Below are 24,698 nucleotides of genomic sequence, written 5' to 3'. Positions count from 1 at the left end.
TAGTATTAGGTAAAAGATAATTTAACATATTTTTGGTATATTTAAAAAATCACGTACACTAACCAAAAACGGTAAAATAATGAAAAAAAGTATTTTAATTTTTATAGCTGTTTTCACCATGATCAAAAGCTCAAAAGCTCAAGATGGTTTTGAACAAGCTCTTTTAGGTAGCACAAAAGATGCTGGAAATCTAATTCAAGCATACTTTAATCCTGGAATGGAAGGATTAATCAATAGCATGAATAGTGGATGGTATCATACTGCTAAAGTTCATAAAAAGTTTGGATTTGATATTACTATAGGTCTAAATGCTAGTTTTATCCCTTCCGAAAAGGAAACTTTTAACATTCAGGATGCTCTAGGGCCAACTTCATCTATTACCTCTGCTTCAACTACAGCATCAACTTTTGCACGACCAACACTCCTACTACGTTTACAGTTACTAGAAATATAGATGTTAACGGTGCCACTCAACAAGTAACAGCAAACTTTGAATTACCCGGAGGAATAATTGGTGATTTCCCTTTAAAATCTATTCCGGCGCCAGCTGTACAAATAGGTTTAGGGCTTCCTTATAAGTTTGAAGTTATGGCTCGTTTCTTTCCAGAAACAAAATTTGGTGATGATGGAGCCAAATTAAGTATGTATGGTATTGGTTTAAAGAAGGAAATCACAAGTTGGTTTGGACCATTAGATAAATTACCATTACATGTATCCTTATTAGCTGCTTATTCAAGTTTAGACGTAAACTATGGTTTTGGAAACGAAACTTCTGGAGCATTAGAGGTTCAAAATGGAATTGGAGAATTTGGATTATCTGCTTTTTCTTTTCAAGCTATCGCTTCTTTAAATTTTCCTTTTGTAAATGTTTTTGGTGGTTTAGGGTATAATACTGGAAACGCAAATCTATCAATGAATGGTACCTTCAGAGGTAATTTTAACTCGCCAGGAGGAACACAAACAGTAACCCTAACACCTCCTAGCTTGAAATTTAACTCTAGCAGTTTTAATACTACAATTGGAGCAAGAGTAAGTCTAGGCTTTTTTAAAATTTTCGGAAGTTATTCTTTACAAGAATACAATACTGTTAATGCTGGTATTGCCTTTAGTTTTAGATAACAAAAAAAACACATCACAAGTAACATAAAACCTCATTGTATTTCAATGAGGTTTTATGTTATTCAATTTATAATTTATTAGTTACATTTGCTTTTCAAAAAATTTAAATTATATATGAAAACAAAAATTTTATTAGTTCTTTTTTTCACTAGCATCTTTAGTTATGGGCAAAAAAAAGAAGAAAAAACAATAAATGGAAAAGATTTATTCGACAAAGTTTACAATAGTTACTCTGGAAAAAAACTATCTATAGTAGTCTTAAAAGATGGCACAAAAATAGAAGGTTATAAAAAAGATGTAGACAGAAAAAAAGGCCAGATCTATTACATTAAAATTAAAGAAGAAAAAACACGTAAGAAATTAAAACTTTATTCAGAAAAAATTAAAGAAATGTACTTGTATCCAGGAGGTTTAGAAAAACTTACTAAATCTTTCAGACATGTTTATGACGTAAGACAATGGGAACGTTCTGATTTGGATAATGATGTTATAAACCAAGGTTATATTTATTTTAAAAATCAAAAAGTATCTCTTAAAAACAAAAAAAAGGAAAGAGAATACATGATGCAATTAGTAAATCCTACCTTTAGTAAATATATTGAAGTTTTTGGTGACCCTAAAGCAAAACAAACTACAAAATTAGGTATGTTTGGATTAAATGTTGCTGGAGGTCTTGCAAAATCATACTACATAAAAAAAGATGGAGTTATATTTTGGCTTCGTAAAAAAGAATTAAAAGTAAGATACGAAGGCTTGTTTGGAGACTGTGAAGAATTTATGAAAAAGTATCCTTTAAAAGATGTTAAATGGCGTTATTTTAGTGAGTACGTACTTGAATACACTAAAATGAAAGCAAAACAATAAAAAGAAAAACCATTGAAATATCAATGGTTTTTTCTTTTTTATGGTTATACAAATAGCTATTTTTGTGCATCTTATTAATAATTTTCAATAAAAAATATATAAAATGAAAGTAACAGTTGTAGGAGCAGGTGCTGTAGGTGCAAGTTGTGCTGAGTACATTGCTATTAAAAATTTCGCTTCAGAAGTTGTTCTAGTAGATATTAAAGAAGGTTTTGCTGAAGGTAAAGCTATGGATTTAATGCAAACTGCTTCTTTAAATGGTTTTGACACAAAAATTGTTGGAACTACAGGAGATTATAGCAAAACTGCTGGTTCAGATGTTTGCGTTATAACTTCTGGAATTGCCCGTAAGCCAGGAATGTCACGTGATGAATTATTAGGTATCAATGCTGGTATTGTAAAAACTGTTGCAGCTAGCTTGGTTAAAGAGTCTCCTAATACTATCATTATAGTTGTATCAAATCCTATGGATACTATGACTTATTTAGTTCACAAAGCATCTGGTTTACCTAAAAATAGAATTATTGGAATGGGGGGTGCTTTAGACTCTGCACGTTTTAAATACCGTTTAGCTGAGGCTTTAAGAGCTCCTATATCAGATGTTGACGGAATGGTTATTGGAGGACACTCTGATAAAGGTATGGTTCCTTTAACTCGTTTAGCTACAAGAAATTCTGTTCCTGTTTCTGATTTCTTAACAGAAGAAAGATTAGAACAAGTTAAGCAAGATACTAAAGTTGGAGGTGCTACTTTAACTGGATTGTTAGGTACTTCTGCTTGGTACGCTCCAGGTGCAGCTGTTTCTGGAATGGTTCAAGCTATTGCTTGTGATACTAAAAAGATATTCCCTTGTTCTGCTTTATTAGATGGTGAATATGGATTATCTGATTTATGCATTGGTGTACCTGTAGTTTTAGGTAAAAACGGAATTGAAAGTATCGTTAAAATCAATTTAAACGATGCTGAAAAAAATCATTTAACTGCATCTGCTGAAGCTGTTAAGAAAAACAACGAAGCTTTAACTTTCTAATTAGAGCGAGCCTCTTCATAAAATTTGAATGAAAACCTGAGCTTTAGAAGCTCAGGTTTTTTTATAAAAAAACGTTAAAATCGATTTCTATCTGTAAGATTTTTGATTATAAACCGTCTTTTAAATAAGAGAAACATAACTTATGTTTCTTTTTCATAGTTTTTCATAGCAATTTTCCCACTTCTTTCCTGGAGTGGGTTTTATATTTTACCACAAATTAAAGGATACTACTTTTTCTTATATTGATGAGGATTTTCTCGAATTCCTTTTTTAAATATCTTTCGTAAAAAAGATCTTAACCTGCTATCTAAATTCAAAATTATATCTTTAAACTTCTCGTCAGGCCTACCTCTAAAAGTAGTAACATGAAACTTATCATCAGCTAAATATGGAGTATCAGAAAAATAATAATTAGAAACACAACACCTTATTGATTCGATATTAACCTTACTAACTGAATGCCATGAATTTTGGTGCGTAGCCATAACAACCAGCCTATTAAACTTACTTTCAACAGTAATAGCCTCATTTTTAAGCCCCTTTTGCCACAGTTCTAAGTTACCTCCATTTTCTAACTTCCAATTTGGTGTAACATAATATAACAGATTCAAAACACGCCATTTACCTCTATTTTTATCATGTGAGTTATCTAAATGAGGATTTAAATAATTATTTTTTTTCATTAATGATAAACCTCCAGCATACAAATACTTATCAGAATAAACCCCACTTAATTCACATATATCACTTATTAAAGAGACTATTTTATCTTCCTGAAAAGCATAAATAATTTCTTCTAATATTGCCTCATACCTATTCATTTGATAGGCAACATATTTAAACTCTCTTATATTTTTCTTTTGTAAAGCATCTTCTGTTTTAGGAAACGAATCATGTATATAAGTAGCCAACTCGTTTGGCAACAAATCATCTAAAAAAAAGTATCCTATTGTTAATTTATTTTCTTTATAAAAAGTTTTTAGCTCACTTTTGTTTTCAAAAATCTTTTTAAAAATTAACTCCCCTATTTCTGCTCTACCTAACTGCATGTTGTAGCTTTTTAATTAAAAATTTACAGCTAGACAATATATAGAATACTGGATAAAGCACCATTGAACTTGCTTCAATTTTTAGTTCCGCTTCTTCCTTATACATATTCCATTCTCCCTTTTTAGAAACACCAGACGATAGGCATTTAGCTATTAAAATTTCTGTTATTTTATAATTTAATTTTCTTTTGTACAAAAAGATATTCATAGCATAATCAGATAAAACCTTATAATTTAAACTATACTTTTTGTTTGTAAATATTGATTTTTTATAAAACGTAGCTTGATGATGTACTGAGTTTCGCACCCAAATTTTCCAATTCCATGTCGCTTTTTTTTCAGTTTTCTTTTTACTGTAAATAAAAGGGTAGAAATCTTTAATCGTATATTGAACTTTACCAAAAATCAATTCTAATTCATTTTCCTCAAAATGCACTGCAACTTTTTTTAAAACCTCCTTGCTATAAAACATATCATCAGTTCCAAGAAAATATAGCCAATCTCCTTTCGACCTATTTATTCCTTTATTCATTGCATCATAAATACCTTTATCTTTTTCTGACACAGAAAAAAAAGGAGCTTCAAGTGTTTTCAAAAATTCTTTAGTTCCATCATTAGAATCACCATCAATAATCAATACCTCATAATTTTTATATGTTTGCTTTTCTATGCTAAGCAAACACTCTTTAAGTTCTTTTAAATTATTAAAAGAAGGTATAATTATGGATATATTCGGATTAATAATTTGTTAATTTATAAAAAATTTATCAAGTTGCTTTTGTTCTTTTTCCCAGCACAATTCCTTCTTTGCTCTTTTTTGATTTGCTTTAATTTGATTCATTAAATCTTTATCATTTAATAAATACTTTATAGTTAATGCAATATTTTTAGGGTCATAATCTTTAACTAAAACCCCAACCCCAAAACCACATATTACCCTTTTAATTTCAGGTAAGCTCCCTGCAATTATAGGTAATTCCGCATGAATATAATCAAACAGTTTATTTGGTAATGAATATTCAAAACTTTTACCCAATGGCTCTTCCAGAACCATACCCAAAGTAGCCTTCTTAGTGTAATTTGGCAATTGATCTCTTTCAACTCTTCCTAAAAAATGAACTCTCCCTGTCATTTGCTTTCTTGCTACAAACTCCTTGAGTTCTTTTTCTACCTTACCATACCCAATGATTACCAAATCTATATTGTCTAAAAAAAATAACGCTTCAATCATAGGTTTGATTCCTCTTCCTGGATTCAAAACTCCTTGGTATAAAATAACTTTATTTTGAGTTGGAAAATTAACATTCTTTCCTTCTTTTTCCTGTTTGATTAAAGGCAAGTTCCTAACCAATACCATTGAATTATTGTATTTTTTATGGTAAAAATCTATAATAGATTGACTTACAGTAAATGATTTTTTAATCTTTGGTAAAAAATAACTCTCTAGTCCTCTCCAAAAACCTTGTACAAATTTTCTACCCTGTAACTCGGGACCTTCGGAAAAAAGTTCATGACTGTCATATACTAAATCAACCTTTTTTAACCTACTTACAAAAAAACATGCTGGTAAAGTATCTAAATCATTCGATAAAATAAAATCATACCTTTGAAATAACAAGTAAAAAAACAACCTAATGTTATATTCGGCGTAAAACCAAAAATTATTGTTAAACCAATGTCTTTTAAGATACACTTTATAAGGCTTTTTTATTTTAAAAGTATCTGGCAAAACTCTCCCGTAAACAAAAACATCAAACCCTTTACTTACAAGATAGTTACATGTTTTTTGCACTCTATAATCAGTAGAAAAATCATTAGTTACTGCTACAAAAATTTTTTTTGTCTTTTTTGAAAGATTTCCTCTAAACATTTGTTTGCTGTTGCACTACCTCAAACAACTCTCCCCCTTCACACTTAACTGTCTTTTGCTTAAACTTAACAATTAATTGATAATCATGGGTAGCCATTAAAATTGTTTTTCCACTTTTATGTATTTCATTTAACAACTCCATAACCTCTAAAGAAGTTTTTGGATCTAAATTACCTGTAGGTTCATCAGCCAAAATTAATTCAGGATCATTTAATAAAGCTCTTGCTATCGCTACTCGTTGTTGCTCTCCACCTGATAATTCAAAAGTTTTCTTGTAATACTTTTCTTTCATCCCTACCTTATCAAGTACTTCATGAATTTTATCCTTCATGTCTACTTTATTTTTCCAACCAGTAGCTTTCAGCACAAACTCTAAATTCTCATATACATTCCTATCATTCAGCAACTTAAAATCCTGAAAAACAATACCTAATTTTCTTCTTAGAAAAGGAATATCTTTTTCTTTCATTTTTTTTAAATCAAACCCAACAATACTTCCTAAACCGCGTTGTAAACGTAAATCTCCGTATAATGTTTTTAATAAACTACTTTTACCACTTCCTGTTTTTCCTATTAAATAATAAAAGTCTCCTTTATTCAATGTAAAGTTAACCTTAGATAAAACTAAATTATCTCTTTGATAAATATCAGCTTTGTTAAGATGTAAAACAGGTATATCCATAAGTAAAATTGTTTTTTACAAAATTAAAATTTTATTACGTAATTCTATAACATTTATTACTTTTGATGATTATCTCTCCAACAAAAATAAAAAACTAACGTTATAGTTTCTAGATAACTAATAAATATGAGAATTAATTGTTTTAAAAAGAATGTTTTCTTTTTACTTTTTTTAGCTTTTACAACGGGTATTATTGCACAAAAAACAATATTTAATGCAACCGAAAATGCAGATTTTTACAAAGCTACTGAACTTTATAATAATAAAGCGTATGCAGCAGCTCAGAAGCTTTTTATAAAAACTTCAAAAGCGTCTGAACCTCATAAAAACATAAAAGCTGATGCTGACTATTATGACGCCATGTGCGCTATTAAACTTGTTCAAGATGATGCTAACGACAAAGTATTGAACTTTGTTAACAACCATCCGTACAGCAATAAAAAAGAGAAAGCATATTTAAATGTAGGAAATTACTATTTTTCTAATCGTAAAGCTCCCCATGCTTTAAAATGGTACCAAAAAGTAAATGACAAACTATTAAATCAAGAAGAAAAAGACGAATTAAATTATAAAATAGGGTACTGTCTTTTGGTTTCAAATTACCTAAAAGATGCTAAAGAACGCTTTAAAGCGTTATTAGGAAATCCAATTTACGGTAATGATGCCCGTTACTTTTATGGTTACATTGCTTATAAACAAGAAAACTTTGGTGAAGCTGAAGATAACTTAAGTCAATTAGCTAATGATGCAACTTATCAAGCAAAAGCCAACTACTATATTCTAGATATTAGTTTTAAAGCTGGTCGTTTTGATAAATCTATTCAAATTGGAGAAAAACTATTAAACACTTCAAAAGACAAAAAAGAAATTTCTCAAATTTCTAAAATTATTGGAGAAAGTTATTTTAATTTGAAACAATATGATAAAGCTATTCCTTTTCTTACAAAGTACAGAGGTAAAAAAGGAAAATCGACCAATACCGATTATTATTATTTAGGCTACGCATATTACAAAAAAGAAGACTATGAAACAGCCATTAAAAATTTTAATAAAATTATTGGAGGGACTAATAAAGTAGCTCAAAATGCTTATTATCATTTAGGAGAATGTTACCTTAGACTTGATAAAAAAGCTGAGGCTTTAAATGCTTTTAAAAATGCTAGCGAAATGGATTTCGATCCTAAAATAACTGAAGGCTCATGGTTAAATTACGCTAAACTCAGTTATGACCAAGGAAATCCTTATAAAAGTGTACCTGATGTATTAAAAGAATATTTGGCCAAATATCCTCTCTCTCCTGAACACAGTCAAATTAGCGAACTTTTAATAACATCATATTTACACCAAAGAGATTACATAGGAGCTTTAGAGTACCTAAATAATAACAAGAAAAACCCTGTAAATCAAAAATTAGCAAATGAGGTTTCACTGTATAGAGGTATTCAATTGTTTAATGAACAAAAGCTAAACGAAGCTAAACCTTATTTTTTCAATGCAACCAAAGCCGAAAACGCTATTACTGTAAATAAAGCAAATTATTGGTTAGCTGAAACTGAATATTTACTAGGCAATTATAATATAGCCTTAACTCAATTTTTATTGGTTACTGACAACTCTTCTGAAGATTTTGATCAATTAGACTATAATATTGGGTATACTTTTTTCAAACTAAAAAAATACAATGATGCTGCCACTCATTTTCAACAATTTTTAGACAAAAACATTGATAACGTCGACTTAAACGACGATGCCTCAAATAGACTAGGGGATGCTTTTTATGCTTCAAAAAAATATAACAAAGCAATTACTTCCTATAATAAGGTTATTCAAGAAGGAGGAACAGGTGCAGATTATGCGCAATATCAAACAGCAATGAGTTATGGTTTTTTAGGTAAAAGTGAAAATAAAATTGAAAGCTTAAGAAAAGTTTCAAATAGTTATGAAGACTCTCAATTAAAAGATGATGCTCTATTTCAACTAGGAAACACATATACAACTGTGGGAAGTGTTTCCAAAGCTCAAGCCGCATATAATCGTATATTAACCAAATACCCTAAAAGTAGCTACGCTCCAAGTGTTTTACTTCGACAAGGGCTTTTATACTACAACAATAACAAAAGCAATAAAGCTCTTCAAAAATACAAAACAATTGTAGCTAAGTATCCAAATTCAAATGAAGCTAAACAAGCCGTTACCAATGTTAAAAATGTTTACATTGATATAGGTAAGGTTGATGAATACGCTGCTTGGGTTAAAAATGTTAAATTTGTAAATGTTTCTAATGCTGAGTTAGACAACGCTACTTACCAATCAGCTGAAAACAAATTTTTAGAAAACAATACTAACAAAGCTATCGAAGGGTTTACAAATTACCTGCAACGCTTTCCTAACGGAATTAATGCTTTAAAAGCTCATTTTTATTTAGCCCAATCATTAAATAAAATTAAAAAAGCTACAGCTGCAAAACCTCATTACGAATATGTAGCTAAACAAAGTAAAAATGAATTTACTGAAGAATCTTTAGCTAAACTTGGACAAATTTATCTAGACAATGATGACTGGAAAAATGGAATTCGAATCCTTCATCAATTAGAAAGAGATGCTAACTACCCTCAAAATATCATTTTTGCTCAAAGTAACCTAATGAAAGGATACTACAATGATAATAAATACTCTAAAGCTATTACTTATGCTGAAAAAGTTTTAAGCAATGGAAAAATAGACAACTCAGTTATAGAAGATGCTAAAATTATCATAGCGCGTACTTCACTTAAAACAGATAACTATCAAACAGCCGAAGAATTTTTTAATGAGGTGAATAAAAAGGCCACAGGAAAACTAAAAGCTGAATGTTTATATTACAATGCTTTCTTTTTAAACGATCATAAAGAATATATTGAATCAAATAAAGCTATTCAAAACTTAATAGCTAACTATTCAAATTATAAATATTGGGGAGTTAAAAGTTATATTATCATGGCTAAAAATTATTATGCGTTAAAAGATGCCTATCAAGCTACTTATATTTTAGAGAACATTATTAAAAACTTCACCCAATATAAAGACGTAATTGAAGAAGCAAAAAACGAATTACGTACGATTAAAAATAAAGAGGCAAAAACCAACGAATCAGTAACTAAACAAAACTAATATTTGTTACACATTAAAGCTAAACACTTGAAATCAATGAAAAAGCACGTATGGTTACTTGTTTTATTTACAATATCAATTGTAAATGCTCAAGACAAAAAAACAAACAAAGCTAAAGACACAATTATAAAAACAGAAGTGGTAAAAGTAATTACTTCTTATGTTCCTAAAATTACTGACGCTTTTAAAATAAAAGAGAAACCTGTAATTACGCACACTAAAGAAACCGAAAAGAAGAAATTAGATTATCAAATATTTTCTGTTCCTGTTGCTTCTACTTTTATCCCTAAGAGTGGTGCTTTAAAAAAAATAAGCTTAGGAAAACGTGAGCGTTTGTATGCAAATTACCTTTCTGCAGGATTTGGTAATATTGTTTCTCCATTTATAGAAACCTACATAAGAAAAAGTATGAACCGTGATAGTGAATCAGGTGCTTATGCTAAACTTTTACTCTCTTTAGATCCTGTTGAAAACACAAGGCTAAGTAGTACCTTCTATAATTTAGATATTGATTTATATCACCAGCAAGTTCAACGTTATTTTGTTTGGGAAGCTGGACTAAATTTAGAGCGAAATAAATATAACTGGTATGGACTACCTACAAATATTGATTTTACAGATGGAACTATTGATGCCATTGAAGAAGATCAAACTTATGGTTACTATAAGCTTTATGGAAAAATTAATTTTGATGATTCATACCTAGATACTGCTAATGGTTCAGTTTCATTTTTCTCAGATGCTTTTAGCAGCAGTGAGTTTAACATTGATGCAGCTGTTAACTTCAACTTTCCTCTAGATGGAATTCATAGAAATTTAAATGACTTAAAACTAAAAACTTCTATCAATTTTTTAGGCGGAAAATTTGCTAACGCATATGAAAGTCAGAATGAAATTAAGTACAGTTTTTTAACGGCTGGAGTTAACCCATATTATAAGTTTAACATAAAAGATTTTTCAATAAAACTTGGGGGTAAAGGATACTTTTCTATGGATATACAAAAAACTGTAAACCATCTTTTAGTATATCCTGATGTAGAAATATCATATCCAATTATAAAAGATTTCGCGAATATTTTTATTGGAGCTACAGGAGGTTTAAAAAACAACACCTACAAAAGTTACTCTGACAAGAACCCATATGTTTCTCCTACATTAGACATAACTCAAACTAATGAAAAATTTAACGCTTTTGGTGGAATTAATGGAAAAATAAGTCAACAATTTAGTTACAATTTTAAGGCCAGCTATGCGGATATTGAAGACAGACCTTTTTACACACTAAACTACTCAAAATCAAACGGAAAAAAATCTACTGGAAGTAATGGTTTCATCTTAAATGGTTATGAATTCGGAAATTCATTTAGAGTAGTATACAATGATACTAAGCTAATTTCAGTTTTTGGTGAAGTTGCTTTTGAAGGTATAAAAAACTTAACTGTAGGTGCTAACCTTGAATTCAATAAATTTACTCTTGATAATCAATTACACCCATGGAACGAACCAAAAATTAAAAGTGAATTATTTGGAGCTTATAAGGTTGACAAGTGGTACGCTGGAGCTAATTTATTTTTTGTAGGAGAAAGAAAAGGCGTGCAATATGACGGTATAACACCATCTCCTTTTACGACTGTAAATTTAAAAAGCTACATAGATATTAATTTTAATGGAGGATATCATTTCCATGATGATTTTTCTGTGTTCCTTAATTTAAAAAATGTTTTAAATAATAACTATCAACAGTATACAAATTATGGTGTACAAGGTTTTCAAGCTTTAGCAGGAATCACTTGGAAGTTTGATACTTTGTTTTAAAATGAAAAAATTAGCACAGCTATTAATTTTCATTTTTCTAACAGTAATCACACAAGTTGGCGGTATAATTTACATACTGTCAACTTTTTTATTTTTTAGAAAAGCACCATATAAAAGAATAAAAAACACAACAATTTTCATTATTGTATATCTAGTAAACACATTTATTTGAATCCCTCCTATTGCCTCTATGTTTGGAAGGGAAAAAATAAAGAATACTAACTTTGTTTCTCCACATTCTTACTTGACAGTAATATTAAATAGAAACTATGTAAACTCAGCGCTAAATCAATCATTACAAGACATAGGTAAAAGAGTTAATAATAAATACCCTGATATTCAACTTGTATATCTAGATGCTAATTTTCCTTTCATTAATGGTTTTCCTTTATTGCCCCACTTAAGTCATAGCGATGGAAAAAAATAGACCTTTCCTTTATTTATAAAAATAAAAAAGGAAAACATACAAATCAAAAGCCTTCTAATAGTGGTTATGGTGTCTTTGAAAGAACTACAAAACACAACAAAAACATTACTAATTTCTGCAAAGACAAAGGCTATTGGCAGTATGATTTCACTAAATATTTAACATTTGGCTCACACAAAGACTTATTTTTTTTCAGATACAGCAAATGCTTATTTAATGAAATTAATTACAAAAGATAAAAATGTTCAAAAAATTTTTATTGAACCGCATTTAAAAAGACGCTTACAATTAAAATCAAATAAAATTCGATTTCAAGGTTGTAAAGCTGTTAGACATGACGATCATGTTCATTTTCAAATTCATTGATACTATTTACTCCTCATTCTAAACTCAATTTAAAATCTAGACTTCTAATAGTTACTACTATTTTAATATTTACGCTTAGTTAAAAAATTATTTTAAGTGTTTTTTAACAACATTTTATAGATGCATATAAGTTGCAAATTCAGAAGAAACTTATATATTTGCAACTAGGTTGCTTTAAATATTTAACCCATGAAACTTACTTTATCTAAATCAGATAATCTTGGTATCCTTGCAAGTACATTATGCATGATTCATTGCATTGCTACTCCATTTCTATTTATCGTACAAACATGCTCAACAAGTTGTTGCTCATCAACTCCAATTTGGTGGCAATGGATAGATTATTTTTTTTTAACTATTTCTTTTTTTGCTGTTTATCATTCTACCAAAAACACCTCAAATAACATAATTAAAAATGCATTATGGATAAATTGGCTAGCTCTATTTATAGTAATACTTAATGAAAAAACACAGGTAATCAATCTTCATGAAATAATTAAATACATAGTAGCACTTTCACTAGTGGGACTTCATTTATACAATCAAAAATATTGTCAATGCAAAAATGATAAATGCTGTACAAAACATGGATAAAAAACAAATTGAATTAATTGGAGACAACCACGTAGCCTCTAGCATAGAAACTCCCTTATTACCTAATGCTTTTGACACATCAGATGATGAAAAAATTAAAAATATCGAATATTATTTTGGAAAGATAATGCATGAACTTGGGCTTGATTTAACTGATGATAGCTTGTCCGGAACTCCGTACAGAGTAGCAAAAATGTATGTAAAAGAATTATTTTATGGTTTAAACCCAAAAAACAAACCAAAGCTTTCAATATTTGAAAACAAATATGGGTACAAAAAAATGTTAGTTGAACAAAACATTACAATTGACTCAGCTTGTGAACATCATTTTTTACCTATAACTGGTCACGCTCATATTGCATATATCCCCAAAGACAAAGTAATCGGTTTATCAAAAATAAACAGATTAGTCGATTACTATGCTCATCGTCCACAAGTTCAAGAAAGATTGTCTCTTCAAATTCTTAAAAATTTACAAAGTGTTTTAAAAACGGAAGATGTAATAGTAATGGTTTGTGCCAAACACCTATGTGTTTCATCAAGAGGCATAAAAGATAAGGATAGCTTCACTACTACTATAGAGTATGAAGGGGCCTTTAAAGACAAAATTAATCGTGATGAATTTTTAACTATAATTAATAATCAAAAACTATAAATTATGATAACCAAAGAACAAATCGTAAACATTCAAAACAACTGGGGAGAAGGTGTTGTGAAAATTGGCTCATTAAAAGACAACAGAGCTGAGTGCGAAAATTTTGCAAGTGATTTTCTTGATGAACTTTATAATTTTGAATCTGGCTTAGTATCATTTAAGCCAACAAAGTGTTCAATTGAACAATTTAGACCAACTAAACCTGAAGCTTTATCTTACTTTATTGCTGGAGAAGACCGTGCATGTAAAGAAGACACTGGTTTTGCTATACAACCATGGACAAAAGTACGTTTTGAAAACTCTAACCTTATTTTAGAAGAGAATCGCGCAATCGCTATGGGTAATTATTTTTTTACTGATGTTAACGGAAACGAAGCTAAAGTTGAATATACTTTTAGCTATAAGCTAGTTAATAGAAAACTAAAAATTGATTTACATCATTCTTCATTCCCATATAATCCTGAAGCGAATAAGTAAATGCATAACCATCTTTTTCTTTTATGTCCTACGGATTGTTTGGAGACAACTATCAATAACAAATTTAGGTATCAAAACTATTTTTATACCTCGCTAGGTAATTCATTTGTTATAAACAATAAAACAATTGAATCTCTAAAGAATACAATCAGAAAACATAATATTAAAGAAATATCTTTTGTTTTATCAAATAACAATGACATCATCAATGATGCATTGGGAACTCAAGATTTTTCAAGCATACGAGGTCTTAATGCATTATATGATCAAATTATAAGACAAAAGAAACATACAGAAATATTATGGAAGAATACCAACAATCCGTTTTCAATTCTATCTTATTATTTAAATTGTAAAATAAAAGAATTACAATTTGAGTTAGGTAGCATTATAAATTCTAAGTTAAAAATTAATGGTAAAATATACAATCAGATAGAAAATACTTTTGAAAACATTCATCCTGAGTTGATTTGTATTGAAAAACATTACCTAAATTAAATCCAATGGAATACAACAGAAGAAAGTTTATTTCCTTTTTAGGCAAAGCAAGTTTAGGAGCAATTATTACTCCACCAATTTTAATTGGTTGTAATAAAAACTCAACATCTTCAAATGAGCACAAAAACTACCATAACTATCTTGAAAAGTTAAAAAAAGTTGTTTTAGAGCCATTAGCACCTTCAAACCAAGATGATTTAATACTAACAAAAGGCTTGGAGTATCATACCATAATAAAATGGGGAGACAAAATTAATGATACTGATACTTTTGGTTTTAATAATGATTTTAATTGTTTTATTCCTTTAGATGATAGTAATCCGAAGGATGGACTTCTGTGGGTTAACCATGAATACGTAAATCCTCTTTTTGTATCAAACTTTAACTTTAGAGAATCTAAAAAACTGAAACAACATAAAACAAAAGAACAAGTTGATAAAGAAATGTATAATGTTGGTGGTAGCATTGTAAGAATTAAAGAAAAAGATGGTATATGGAAAATTGTTTTAAACGACCCACATAATAGGCGAATAACCGCTAAAACACCAATAAAACTAAACTGGGATTATCCAATCAAAGGAAAAACAACAGTGATTGGAACAAATAGTAATTGTTCAGGTGGAATTACTCCTTGGAAAACATTTATTACTTGCGAAGAAAACTATGACAGCTGTTTTGGTGAAACTAAATACAATGAAAAAAATATAGCTTCTCATAAACCAAGTAGTTATGGATGGGAAGAGTTCTATAATTACCCTCCAGAACATTATGGTTGGGTTGTTGAAGTAGATCCAAATAACGGAACTGCTCAAAAACATATAGCACTAGGAAGATTTGCACATGAATGCTGTACTTTACATGAACTTAAAGATAAACGCATAGTTGCTTATTCTGGAGACGATAAAAACAATGAACATTTATATAAATTTATTTCTTCAAAACCACAATCTTTAAAGGAAGGTACACTTTATGTAGCTGATACCATCAATGGAAAATGGCTGGCATTAGATTGGGATAGTCAACCTATTTTGCAAAATAAATTTAAAAATCAAACAGAAGTTTTGATAAGAGCTCGAGAAGCAGCAAAATTATTAGGTGCTACCGAATTAAACAGACCTGAAGACATTGAAATTGATCCAATTACAGGCAACATTTTTGTTTCATTAACAAATAATAAAAATAAAGGTGATTTTCATGGTTCTATTTTAAAAATTAAAGAGAATAACTCGGATTTTGACGCTCTAAATTTTAAAGCATCCTTGTATAAAGCTGGCGGAGAAGAAAGTGGATTCTCGTGTCCAGATAATTTAGCTTTTGATTTATCAGGAAACCTATGGATGACTTCAGACATTTCAGGAAGTGCGATGAATAAAAAAAATAAGCCGTACACTGCTTTTAAAAACAATAGCTTATTTGTAATACCAAGACATGGCAAAGAAGCAGGAAAAGTAATAAGGATTGCTTCTGCTCCTATAGATGCTGAACTTACTGGTCCTTGGTTCTCTCCAGATGGAAAAACATTATTTTTAAGTGTTCAGCATCCTGGAGAACAAACCAAAGATAAAAATAAACCAACAAGTAAATGGCCTTTCGACAAAGACGGCATACCTAAACCTGCTGTTGTTGCAATTACAGGTGATGTAATCGAAAAAATGAATCTGCTTCATAAAATATGAATTTGATTTTTGAAAAATATAGATAAACATCACTCAATCTTATTTTGTATTAAATTCTAAAAAATAAATATAGCGTATTCACTAATGCCTTCTCCTCTACCTCTGTATTATTTAACAATACAGAATGATATACGCAATAATTTGTAAAAAATATAAAACCCTATAAATATACCTTAAAGTAAAAATTTACATCTTGAACTGAAACACAAAATTTTGACCAACTGAAAACAATATGAAAAAACTACCTGTAACTGTATTAAGTGGTTTTCTGGGAGCTGGAAAAACCACATTATTAAACCATGTACTTCACAACAAAAAAGGATTAAAAGTAGCTGTAATTGTTAATGATATGAGTGAAATTAACATTGACTCTCAATTCATAGAAAACCAAAACACCCTTTCTACGGACCGAAGAAAAATTAGTAGAAATGTCTAATGGTTGTATTTGTTGTACTCTACGTGAAGACCTTATGGTAGAAGTAGAAAAGCTAGCAGCTCAAAAGAAATTTGATTATTTGTTAATTGAAAGTACAGGGATCAGTGAACCAATTCCGGTTGCTCAAACATTTAGTTTTGAAAGTGAAGATGGAAAGATTGATCTTAGTCGTTTTAGCTACATAGATACAATGGTAACCGTAGTGGACGCTTTTAATTTTTTAAAAGATTTTTCAAGTTCGGATTATCTTACAACGAGATCACTCACCAACATTGAAGGAGACAATAGAACAATAGTTAATTTATTAACCGATCAGATTGAATTCGCCAACGTAATCATCATCAATAAAATTGATCTTGTAACCACAGAACAACTAGAAGAACTTCATGCTATTATTCATAAGTTAAATCCAGAAGCTAACATTTTTTCGACTAATCAATCTAAAGTTGAATTAAAAAACGTTCTTAATACTGGTTTATTTGATTATGAAAAAGCAGAAGCGTCAGCTGGATGGGTAAAAGAATTAGAGAATGAGCACGTTCCAGAAACCGAAGAATACGGAATAGGTTCTTTTGTTTTCAGAAACAAAAAGCCATTTCATCCAGAACGTTTTTTAACCTATCTAAACCAGCACTTTCCTCAAAACATTATCAGAAGCAAAGGGTTATTTTGGTTAGCTTCAAGACCAAATCAAGCACTACTATGGAGCTCTGCAGGAGGCTCGTGTAAAGCCGACAATGCTGGTGTTTGGTGGGCCTCTATGTCTTTTTCTGAACGAATTAATTATGCATCTTTTACTGAAAATAAAGATTTAATTGAATCTGAGTGGGATTCTTCGTTTGGTGATAGAAAAATAGAATTAGTCTTTATCGGACAACATCTAAATAAAAGAAAAATGATCAAAGATTTAGAAAGCTGCTTATTAACAGATTTAGAAATACAAGCTTGGAAAAAGGAGTTATTTCCTACACAAGATCAATGGCCTATAGCTATATAACATCCAAATTAAGGACTATAAAAACATAAGATGTTACAAACAGAAAACCTTACTTTTCAATATAAAAAAGGAGAAGAAATATTAAAATTTCCAAATATTACTTTAAAAAAACGAGATAACTTACTCATTCTAGGTAAATCTGGTATTGGAAAAACAACACTATTACATCTTTGTGCTGGCTTATTAACGCCTCTTAACGGGAAAATCACAATTAACAAAACAGATATTAACTATTTATCAAATAACAAATTAAATAAGTTTAGAGGTAAAAACATTGGATTGGTTTTTCAAAAAAATCACCTAGTTCATTCTTTAAACGTAATTGAAAATTTACAAGCACGTCTTTTTTTCAGCAAAAACAACAAAAACAACAAACTAATTGAAGACTTATTGAAGCAGTTAGATATTTATGAATTAAAAAAACAAAAGGTAAACAAATTAAGTGAAGGTCAATTACAACGACTAGGAATTGCTTTAGCTGTAATTCATAATCCAAAAATTATTTTAGCTGACGAACCTACCTCTAGTTTAGACGATCAAAATTGTAAAACTGTAATTAAATTATTAAAAAAACAAGCAGAATTAAACAACGCAAATTTAATTGTTATTACTCATGATCATAGACTAAAATCTCACTTCCAAAACTCTATTACTTTATGAACATTTGGAAAATTAGTATTCGAAATATAAAATTTAAACCTTTATATAGTTTTTTAAGCATTTTTATTTTATCACTAAGTATCATCCTTCTTTTAGGGATTCATCAATTAAAGAAATCTTTTGAAACACAAATTGAAAACAACTTAGGTCAAATTGATTTAGTTATTGGTGCCAAAGGAAGCCCTTTACAATTAATTTTAGCTTCTGCTCTGCATATAGATACCCCAACAGGAAACATTAATTATGATGACGCAAAAAAAATAAGCAAGAATCCAATGATTAAACTTGCAGTTCCTATTTCTTATGGTGACAATTATAAAGGTTTTAGAATTGTAGGTACTACAAATCAATACACCTCTCTATATAACGCGGAATTAGAAAACGGCCATAGAGTTAAAAAATCAATGGAAATAATTTTAGGTAACACTGTAGCTAAAAAACTAAATCTTAAAATAGGAGATTCTATTTTAAGTTCTCATGGACTAATTGAAAATAATATAGAGGTACATTCTGACCAATTAAAGGTAGTTGGGATTTTAAAACCAACACAAAAAGTTATAGACCGCCTAATAATTACCAATCTAGAAAGTATATGGGAAACTCATGACCATGACAACAAAATTAATACAGAAGAAAACGACAAGAAACATGAACATCATGAAAAACACGAAGAACATGAGGAACATGAGGAACATGAGGAACATGAGGATAAAGAAATCACCTCTTTATTAGTAACTTTTAAAAATCCAAGAGGTTTTTTAACTATTCCTAGAAAAATTAATAAGTATACGAACATGCAAGCTGCTTTGCCTAAATATGAATTAGGTAAACTATATAAATATACAAACATAGGACTTCAAACTATTTCTTGGATAGCCTATCTTATTCTTCTAATTTCTTGTCTTACTATTTTCATAAGCACTTATAAAATGGTAAAAGAACGAGCTTTTGATTTAGCTATTTTACGAACCTATGGAGCTAGTAATTTTCAATTAATTAAAATGGTTTTTTATGAAGGCGGAATGATAGTGTTTTTCGCGTTTTTATTGGGTTTATTACTAACTAAAATAACACTAGAAACTATCGTTAGTTTAATACAAATTAGTAACCAACAAATTATACTTCAAGAACTAATTTTTACAGACTTATTACAAATAGCTTCTTTTGTTTTCTCGATGGTATTTATATCTATTTTATTAGCTATTTACCCAATAATAAACATGAACATATCAACAATTTTAAGCAATGAGAAATAAAATCCTTTTTATCTTTTTTTTCCTGTCTTTTTATTTGATCTTTGGTCAACAAAAAATAACTTGGAAAGATTTATCAAAGGTGAAATTTACGGAGAAATATTTTCCTGATTATGATGAAACCTTATTACATCCAAAATTTTCAGAATCTGTTAAAGCTTTAGATGGAAAGCGAATAACTATTACAGGTTATTTTTTAAGTTTAGACCTTAGTGAAAAATATTACATTTTATCAAAAGGCCCAATGTCTGCTTGTTATTTTTGTGGTATAGGTGGTCCGGAAACCACTATAGAACTACAATCTCTGTTTAAACAAAAGTTTAAAACAGATAACATAGTATCAATAACAGGGACATTGAAACTTAACGACACGGACGTAGAACATTTTAATTACATACTAACTAATTGTATAGGGAAATTAGTTAAATAAAAATTTTATTTAAATGAAATTATCATACTTTCTTTGTTTTTTTCTAGTAGTAATTTCTTGTAAAAAAGAACAAACTCACCTTAGGAAAATAACCGCTAAAACAATAGCAATTGATAGTACAATTAAGTCTTCTGAAAAAATAGTAAACATTATAGCTCCTTATAAAAAAAAGCTTAAGGATAATATGTCTGAAATACTTAGCTATACCCCTAAAAAACTAACCAAAGAAAGTATAAATATGCAAAGTTCTTTAGGAAATCTCTTAGCTGATTTGTGTTTTGAAATGGCTAATCCAATTTTTAAGGAAAAGTATAATAAGTCTATTGATTTTTCTATGTTCAATTATGGCGGAATACGTGCAACAATTCCTGCTGGAAAAATAACAAAAGAGCATGCCTTTAAATTAATGCCTTTTGAAAACGAACTTGTAGTTACTGAAATCACCGGAAATAAAGTAATTGAACTTGTTAACTATTTCATTAAAAACAAAGTAGCAAACCCACTATCTAAAAATTTAGAACTAACAATCAAAGACAGTAGCTATATACTAAAAGTTAATGGCAAAATATTCGACAAAAGTAAAACGTACTCTGTATTAACATCTGATTTTTTACAAGGAGGTGGAGACAAAATGATTTTTTTTAAAAGCCCAAAAAAGCTTTCAAAAATAAACTACAAAGTTAGAGATGCAATTATCGACTACTTTAAAAAAGTAGACACTCTGAAAATATCAATAGATAACCGTGTAATTATTAAATAATGAAAAGACGTAATTTTATTAAACAATTAGGAGGGGCTTCAACATTTGCTATGATTGGTGGATTAACATTACCTTCTTTCACTGAAAAAAAGCAAAAACATATTACAATTTTACATACTAATGACACACATAGTCATATTGAGCCTTTTAAAGCAAATCATAATAGGTATGCAAATAAAGGAGGTATTTCAAGGCGCGCAACTTTAATTGAGCAAATACGATTAGAAAATAAAAACACCCTACTTCTAGATGCTGGAGATATATTTCAAGGGACCCTTATTTTAATTATTTCGAGGGAGCTCTTGAATTTAAACTAATGAGTATGCTAAAATATGATGTAGCAACTATTGGAAATCATGATTTTGACAACTCAATAAACGGTTTATACAAACAACTCCCAAACGCAAAATTCGACTTTGTTTCTGCTAATTACGATTTTACGAATACCGTTTTAGACACTCATATAAAACCTTACAAAATTATTTTTAAAGATGGTATTAAAATTGGAATATTTGGTTTAGGCGTTGAACTAGATGGGTTGGTAGATAAAAGAATGTACAAAGAAACAGCTTATCTAAACCCTATTGAAATAACTCAAGACATAACAAATACTTTAAAAAATGATGAAAATTGCGATTTAATTATTTGTCTATCACATTTAGGGTATTATTATAAAAAAAATCCCGATAGAATATGTGACTTAAACTTAGCGAAAGCAACTAAAAATATTGACTTAATCATTGGTGGACACACACATACATTTTTACCAAAGCCAACTATTATAAGAAATATAGACGATAAGAATACGCTTATTAATCAAGTTGGTGCCTATGGAATTAACTTAGGTAGAATTGATTTTTATTTTGATGAAAACAACAATAAAACATCTGAAGGAACAACTATTTTAATATAATTACTCACCTTAAAATTTTACTTAACCACTAACTTTCATTGAAAAATTAAATCCACCTTTAATCCACAAAACAAAATACATTTTTAAATACGTTGATAATTATTACTAATTTAGTTCTCAAAAAAAACTAAATGTTAATAAAAGTTTCTTTCTATATAACAGCTATTGTTTGTTTAATTACTTCTTTTGTTATTAAACGTGTATACTTTAAAGAAAAGAATAAAAATACAGATACAAACTCAATACAGGGTATTAAATGGTTTGCCTTAGCTATTTTTTCTTGGGGATTAGGTGCTTTTATAAATATTTTTTTAATCTCTTTTTTTGATATTTCCACCAACCATAAAATCATTATTAGTCTAGGAGTTTTTTTCTCATTAGTAAATTCTTTGTTCATCTTAATGTCTATCCCTTCAATAGAACATTATGAAAAGAGAAGTATTGTTATTCGAATAATTGAACGATTTACTAATAAAGAAGTTTTTATAATTTTCGGAGGTATTTTACTTATGATTGCTTCTGTTTTTTTAATTTCATTTTACACTAACAACAAAGAAAATGCTAGTAATAATGTTATTTGGTTAATTGATATCCCTATCTCATTAGTAGTTGCTTTTGCACTACTTCAAGAGTTAAATAAAGCTTTTAAAAATAGAGGAATGCGTTTTATGTACCTTCCAACTTTTGCTTTGTTTGTTTTAATCGTTATTGCAGTGACACACAGGATTATTCCCGAAAACGCAATCCAACATTGGATTCCTCTAAATACTTGGAATATATTAGGAATCGTAACAGCGCTATCGTTTAAGTTTTTATTCATTTTATTGTTCACTATACTTTTGTATAGCTGGAAATTATTAGCCGAAAAAGAAGAACAGCAATCTGAATTTATAAAAATAAAAACTATAAAAGAAGCATTAGAAAAAGATAAAGAAACTCTACTGATAGCTAATGAAAGTCACTTAGACACGATTAAACACTTAAAATCCGAAATAGAACAGCATAAAAAGAAATATAAAAAGTTAAAAAAATCATCAAAAGTAGAGCTATCTGACCGTCAAAAAGAAGTATTAGCTAACCTTGGAATTTGTGGAGCAAAAAAATCATACACAGAAATTGCCGAAGCTATGAATATTAGTGTAGATGGATTTCAAGCTCATATATATCAAATTAAAAAAGCATTAAACATCTCTGGATCTGACGGAAAAGAACAATTAATAAGTTATGCTATTGATAAAAACTTGTTAAACTTTGCAACTATTTCATGTAGTTAAATCACATACTTAATCATATACTTAACCATACAAACTCATATTTTCATCAATACGTAACCTTTTATTTTAATTTGATTGTAAGCAACTTAGCCGAAATCAATTTAAAATATCAATGAAACATTTAATTACTCTTATTACCTTATTTTCCCCTTTAATTATTGTGGCACAAAACACACCTCAATCATTAGATCAAAAAATTAATCAATCTTTTCACAATGCGACTAGTTGGTTTACAGATACCATACTGTACCAAATTCCAATCACTGAAAACATTGCTATACCTTGGGTTTTAATTATTTTGGTTGCTGGAGCATGTTACTTTACACTTTATTTTAAAGGAATTAATTTTAGTGGTTTTTTCAAAGCTATCAATGTAGTAAGAGGGAAATACGATAAAATAGATAAACCTGATAATAAAACAGACATTGTTGAAACAATCAAAATAGAAGGAAACGGGGAAGTTTCTCATTTCCAAGCACTAACCGCTGCCCTATCCGCAACTGTTGGATTAGGAAACATTGCTGGTGTGGCAATTGCTTTATCTATCGGAGGACCTGGAGCCACTTTTTGGATGATTATTGTTGGCTTTTTAGGAATGGCTTCCAAGTTTGTTGAATGTACCTTGGGCGTAAAATACAGAGAAATAGAAACAGACGGAACTGTTTTTGGAGGACCTATGTACTACCTTAAAAACGGTTTAAAAGAAATAGGATTTACCAAAATTGGAAAAACACTTTCAGTAATTTTTGCTATAATGTGTGTTGGAGGTTCATTTGGTGGTGGAAATATGTTCCAAGTAAACCAGGCTTTTAAACTATTTGAATATGTAACAGGTGGTGAACAGAGTTTCATATACGGTAAAGGTTGGTTGTTTGGATTAATAATGGCAATATTTGCTGGTATTGTAATTATTGGTGGTATAAAAAAAATAGCAAAAGTAACAGACAAAGTAGTTCCTGTAATGGTATTAGTATACGTTATCGCAGTAATAATTATTTTGATAATTAACTATACCCAAATACCTACAGCATTTAACCAAATTATAGAAGGAGCATTTAACCCTACAGGAATTGCCGGAGGAATGGTTGGTGTTCTTATTCAAGGGTTTAGACGAGGTGCTTTTTCCAATGAAGCTGGTATTGGATCCTCTTCAATTGCACACGCAGCTGTTAAAACAAATTATGCCGCTAGTGAAGGCTTAGTCGCTCTTCTAGAACCATTTATAGATACCGTTCTTGTATGTACAATGACTGCATTAGCACTTATTATAACTGGACAAATAATACCAGGCAACCCAATATCTTTTGAACAAGGAGCAATACTAACCTGTAAAGCTTTAGAAAGTGGAATTTCTTGGTTTCCATATATGTTAACAATAGCAGTAATTTTATTTGCTTTCTCATCTATGATATCTTGGTCTTATTATGGGTACCAAGCTTGGTCCTATTTATTTGGAAGAGATAAAAAAATTGGAAATATATATAAAGTTATATTTTGTATTTTTACTATTGTAGGTGGAGCCGCAAGCTTAAATGCAGTAATTGATTTTTCTGATGCTATGGTATTTGCGATGATGGTTCCAAATATGATAGGGTTATTTTTCTTAGCACCAAAGGTTATTGTAGAACTCAAAAGGTATAAAACTGCCATACAAAACGAATTATCTTAATTCAATTTTGTAGATTTATAGCAACTAAAGATTT

At 29.4% G+C, this 24,698-nt stretch carries 23 protein-coding genes and 2 pseudogenes; 21 read left to right on the top strand and 4 right to left on the bottom strand.

The window, feature by feature from the left end; all coding sequences use genetic code 11:
• Positions 1-79 precede the first annotated feature (79 nt).
• The 4 genes from ACMFBB_RS17405 (at position 80) to mdh (ending at position 3,013) form a co-directional block, all read left to right on the top strand.
• On the top strand, positions 80-454 hold the full coding sequence (locus ACMFBB_RS17405; RefSeq protein ID WP_435262002.1) for a DUF6588 family protein: 375 nt from the start codon (positions 80-82) through the stop codon (positions 452-454).
• Complete coding sequence (locus ACMFBB_RS17400; RefSeq protein WP_435264329.1) at positions 373-1,119, top strand: DUF6588 family protein; 747 nt, start codon at positions 373-375, stop codon at positions 1,117-1,119. Before ACMFBB_RS17405 ends, ACMFBB_RS17400 begins: the two co-directional genes overlap by 82 nt.
• 114 nt (positions 1,120-1,233) lie before the next feature.
• Positions 1,234-1,983, top strand: coding sequence for a hypothetical protein (locus ACMFBB_RS17395; protein WP_435262001.1), 750 nt, complete (start codon positions 1,234-1,236; stop codon positions 1,981-1,983).
• Positions 1,984-2,086: 103 nt separating this feature from the next.
• Positions 2,087-3,013, top strand: a complete 927-nt coding sequence (gene mdh / locus ACMFBB_RS17390) for a malate dehydrogenase (protein WP_435262000.1) — start codon at positions 2,087-2,089, stop codon at positions 3,011-3,013.
• Positions 3,014-3,240: 227 nt separating this feature from the next.
• On the opposite strand, the gene ACMFBB_RS17385 is transcribed toward mdh, so the two are convergent.
• From ACMFBB_RS17385 to ACMFBB_RS17370, 4 genes are read right to left on the bottom strand one after another with little or no spacing between them, the layout of a single operon-like run.
• Entirely contained in the window at positions 3,241-4,062 is an 822-nt protein-coding gene (locus ACMFBB_RS17385) for a 2OG-Fe(II) oxygenase (protein ID WP_435261999.1), read from the bottom strand.
• The gene (locus ACMFBB_RS17380; protein WP_435264328.1) at positions 4,049-4,780 is read right to left on the bottom strand and encodes a glycosyltransferase family 2 protein; all 732 of its coding nucleotides are present in this window, start codon (positions 4,778-4,780) and stop codon (positions 4,049-4,051) included. Before ACMFBB_RS17380 ends, ACMFBB_RS17385 begins: the two co-directional genes overlap by 14 nt.
• A 30-nt stretch (positions 4,781-4,810) precedes the next feature.
• Positions 4,811-5,932, bottom strand: a complete 1,122-nt coding sequence (locus ACMFBB_RS17375) for a glycosyltransferase (RefSeq protein ID WP_435261998.1) — start codon at positions 5,930-5,932, stop codon at positions 4,811-4,813.
• A complete protein-coding gene (locus tag ACMFBB_RS17370; RefSeq protein WP_435261997.1) occupies positions 5,925-6,614 on the bottom strand; it encodes a cell division ATP-binding protein FtsE in 690 nt (229 codons plus the stop codon). Before ACMFBB_RS17370 ends, ACMFBB_RS17375 begins: the two co-directional genes overlap by 8 nt.
• Positions 6,615-6,740: 126 nt before the next feature.
• Between ACMFBB_RS17370 and ACMFBB_RS17365 the strand changes: the two genes are divergently transcribed.
• The 17 genes and pseudogenes from ACMFBB_RS17365 to ACMFBB_RS17285 all read left to right on the top strand — a co-directional run bounded on the left by ACMFBB_RS17365 (position 6,741) and on the right by ACMFBB_RS17285 (position 24,664).
• Positions 6,741-9,764, top strand: coding sequence for a tetratricopeptide repeat protein (locus ACMFBB_RS17365; RefSeq protein WP_435261996.1), 3,024 nt, complete (start codon positions 6,741-6,743; stop codon positions 9,762-9,764).
• A 36-nt stretch (positions 9,765-9,800) separates the two neighbouring features.
• Positions 9,801-11,579 (top strand): hypothetical protein, encoded by a 1,779-nt coding sequence (locus tag ACMFBB_RS17360; protein WP_435261995.1) that lies wholly within the window; start codon positions 9,801-9,803, stop codon positions 11,577-11,579.
• A 190-nt stretch (positions 11,580-11,769) separates the two neighbouring features.
• The gene (locus ACMFBB_RS17355; RefSeq protein WP_435261994.1) at positions 11,770-12,006 is read left to right on the top strand and encodes a hypothetical protein; all 237 of its coding nucleotides are present in this window, start codon (positions 11,770-11,772) and stop codon (positions 12,004-12,006) included.
• Between the two features lie 216 nt (positions 12,007-12,222).
• Positions 12,223-12,372 carry a hypothetical protein gene (locus tag ACMFBB_RS17350; protein WP_435261993.1) on the top strand — a complete coding sequence of 50 codons (150 nt, stop codon included), beginning with the start codon at positions 12,223-12,225 and terminating at the stop codon, positions 12,370-12,372.
• 189 nt (positions 12,373-12,561) lie between these two features.
• Positions 12,562-12,966, top strand: a complete 405-nt coding sequence (locus ACMFBB_RS17345; RefSeq protein ID WP_435261992.1) for a MerC domain-containing protein — start codon at positions 12,562-12,564, stop codon at positions 12,964-12,966.
• Positions 12,959-13,621, top strand: coding sequence for a GTP cyclohydrolase I FolE (gene folE, locus ACMFBB_RS17340; RefSeq protein WP_435261991.1), 663 nt, complete (start codon positions 12,959-12,961; stop codon positions 13,619-13,621). Before ACMFBB_RS17345 ends, folE begins: the two co-directional genes overlap by 8 nt.
• 3 nt (positions 13,622-13,624) lie before the next feature.
• Positions 13,625-14,098: a hypothetical protein gene (locus tag ACMFBB_RS17335; RefSeq protein WP_435261990.1), complete on the top strand. Its 474-nt coding sequence runs from the start codon at positions 13,625-13,627 to the stop codon at positions 14,096-14,098.
• Positions 14,099-14,596: a hypothetical protein gene (locus ACMFBB_RS17330; RefSeq protein WP_435261989.1), complete on the top strand. Its 498-nt coding sequence runs from the start codon at positions 14,099-14,101 to the stop codon at positions 14,594-14,596.
• A 5-nt stretch (positions 14,597-14,601) separates the two neighbouring features.
• Positions 14,602-16,272 (top strand): PhoX family protein, encoded by a 1,671-nt coding sequence (locus tag ACMFBB_RS17325; RefSeq protein ID WP_435261988.1) that lies wholly within the window; start codon positions 14,602-14,604, stop codon positions 16,270-16,272.
• Between the two features lie 232 nt (positions 16,273-16,504).
• Positions 16,505-17,705 (top strand): annotated as a pseudogene (locus ACMFBB_RS17320) (GTP-binding protein).
• Between the two features lie 30 nt (positions 17,706-17,735).
• Positions 17,736-18,365, top strand: coding sequence for an ABC transporter ATP-binding protein (locus ACMFBB_RS17315; protein WP_435261987.1), 630 nt, complete (start codon positions 17,736-17,738; stop codon positions 18,363-18,365).
• Positions 18,362-19,621, top strand: coding sequence for an ABC transporter permease (locus tag ACMFBB_RS17310; RefSeq protein ID WP_435261986.1), 1,260 nt, complete (start codon positions 18,362-18,364; stop codon positions 19,619-19,621). Before ACMFBB_RS17315 ends, ACMFBB_RS17310 begins: the two co-directional genes overlap by 4 nt.
• Positions 19,611-20,048: a hypothetical protein gene (locus tag ACMFBB_RS17305; RefSeq protein ID WP_435261985.1), complete on the top strand. Its 438-nt coding sequence runs from the start codon at positions 19,611-19,613 to the stop codon at positions 20,046-20,048. The genes ACMFBB_RS17310 and ACMFBB_RS17305 overlap by 11 nt, the downstream gene beginning before the upstream one ends.
• A 13-nt stretch (positions 20,049-20,061) precedes the next feature.
• Positions 20,062-20,808 (top strand): 5'-nucleotidase C-terminal domain-containing protein, encoded by a 747-nt coding sequence (locus ACMFBB_RS17300; protein ID WP_435261984.1) that lies wholly within the window; start codon positions 20,062-20,064, stop codon positions 20,806-20,808.
• Positions 20,808-21,721, top strand: a pseudogene (locus tag ACMFBB_RS17295) (bifunctional metallophosphatase/5'-nucleotidase). Before ACMFBB_RS17300 ends, ACMFBB_RS17295 begins: the two are co-directional and overlap by 1 nt.
• Positions 21,722-21,852: 131 nt before the next feature.
• The gene (locus ACMFBB_RS17290; protein ID WP_435261983.1) at positions 21,853-22,995 is read left to right on the top strand and encodes a helix-turn-helix transcriptional regulator; all 1,143 of its coding nucleotides are present in this window, start codon (positions 21,853-21,855) and stop codon (positions 22,993-22,995) included.
• 112 nt (positions 22,996-23,107) lie between these two features.
• Complete coding sequence (locus ACMFBB_RS17285; RefSeq protein ID WP_435261982.1) at positions 23,108-24,664, top strand: alanine/glycine:cation symporter family protein; 1,557 nt, start codon at positions 23,108-23,110, stop codon at positions 24,662-24,664.
• Positions 24,665-24,698 lie beyond the last annotated feature (34 nt).

This window comes from Tenacibaculum sp. nBUS_03 (assembly GCF_051201695.1).
Lineage (GTDB): Bacteria > Bacteroidota > Bacteroidia > Flavobacteriales > Flavobacteriaceae > Polaribacter.
Note: the sequence above shows the minus strand (reverse complement) of the source record. Positions and strands in the feature narration are given on the sequence as shown.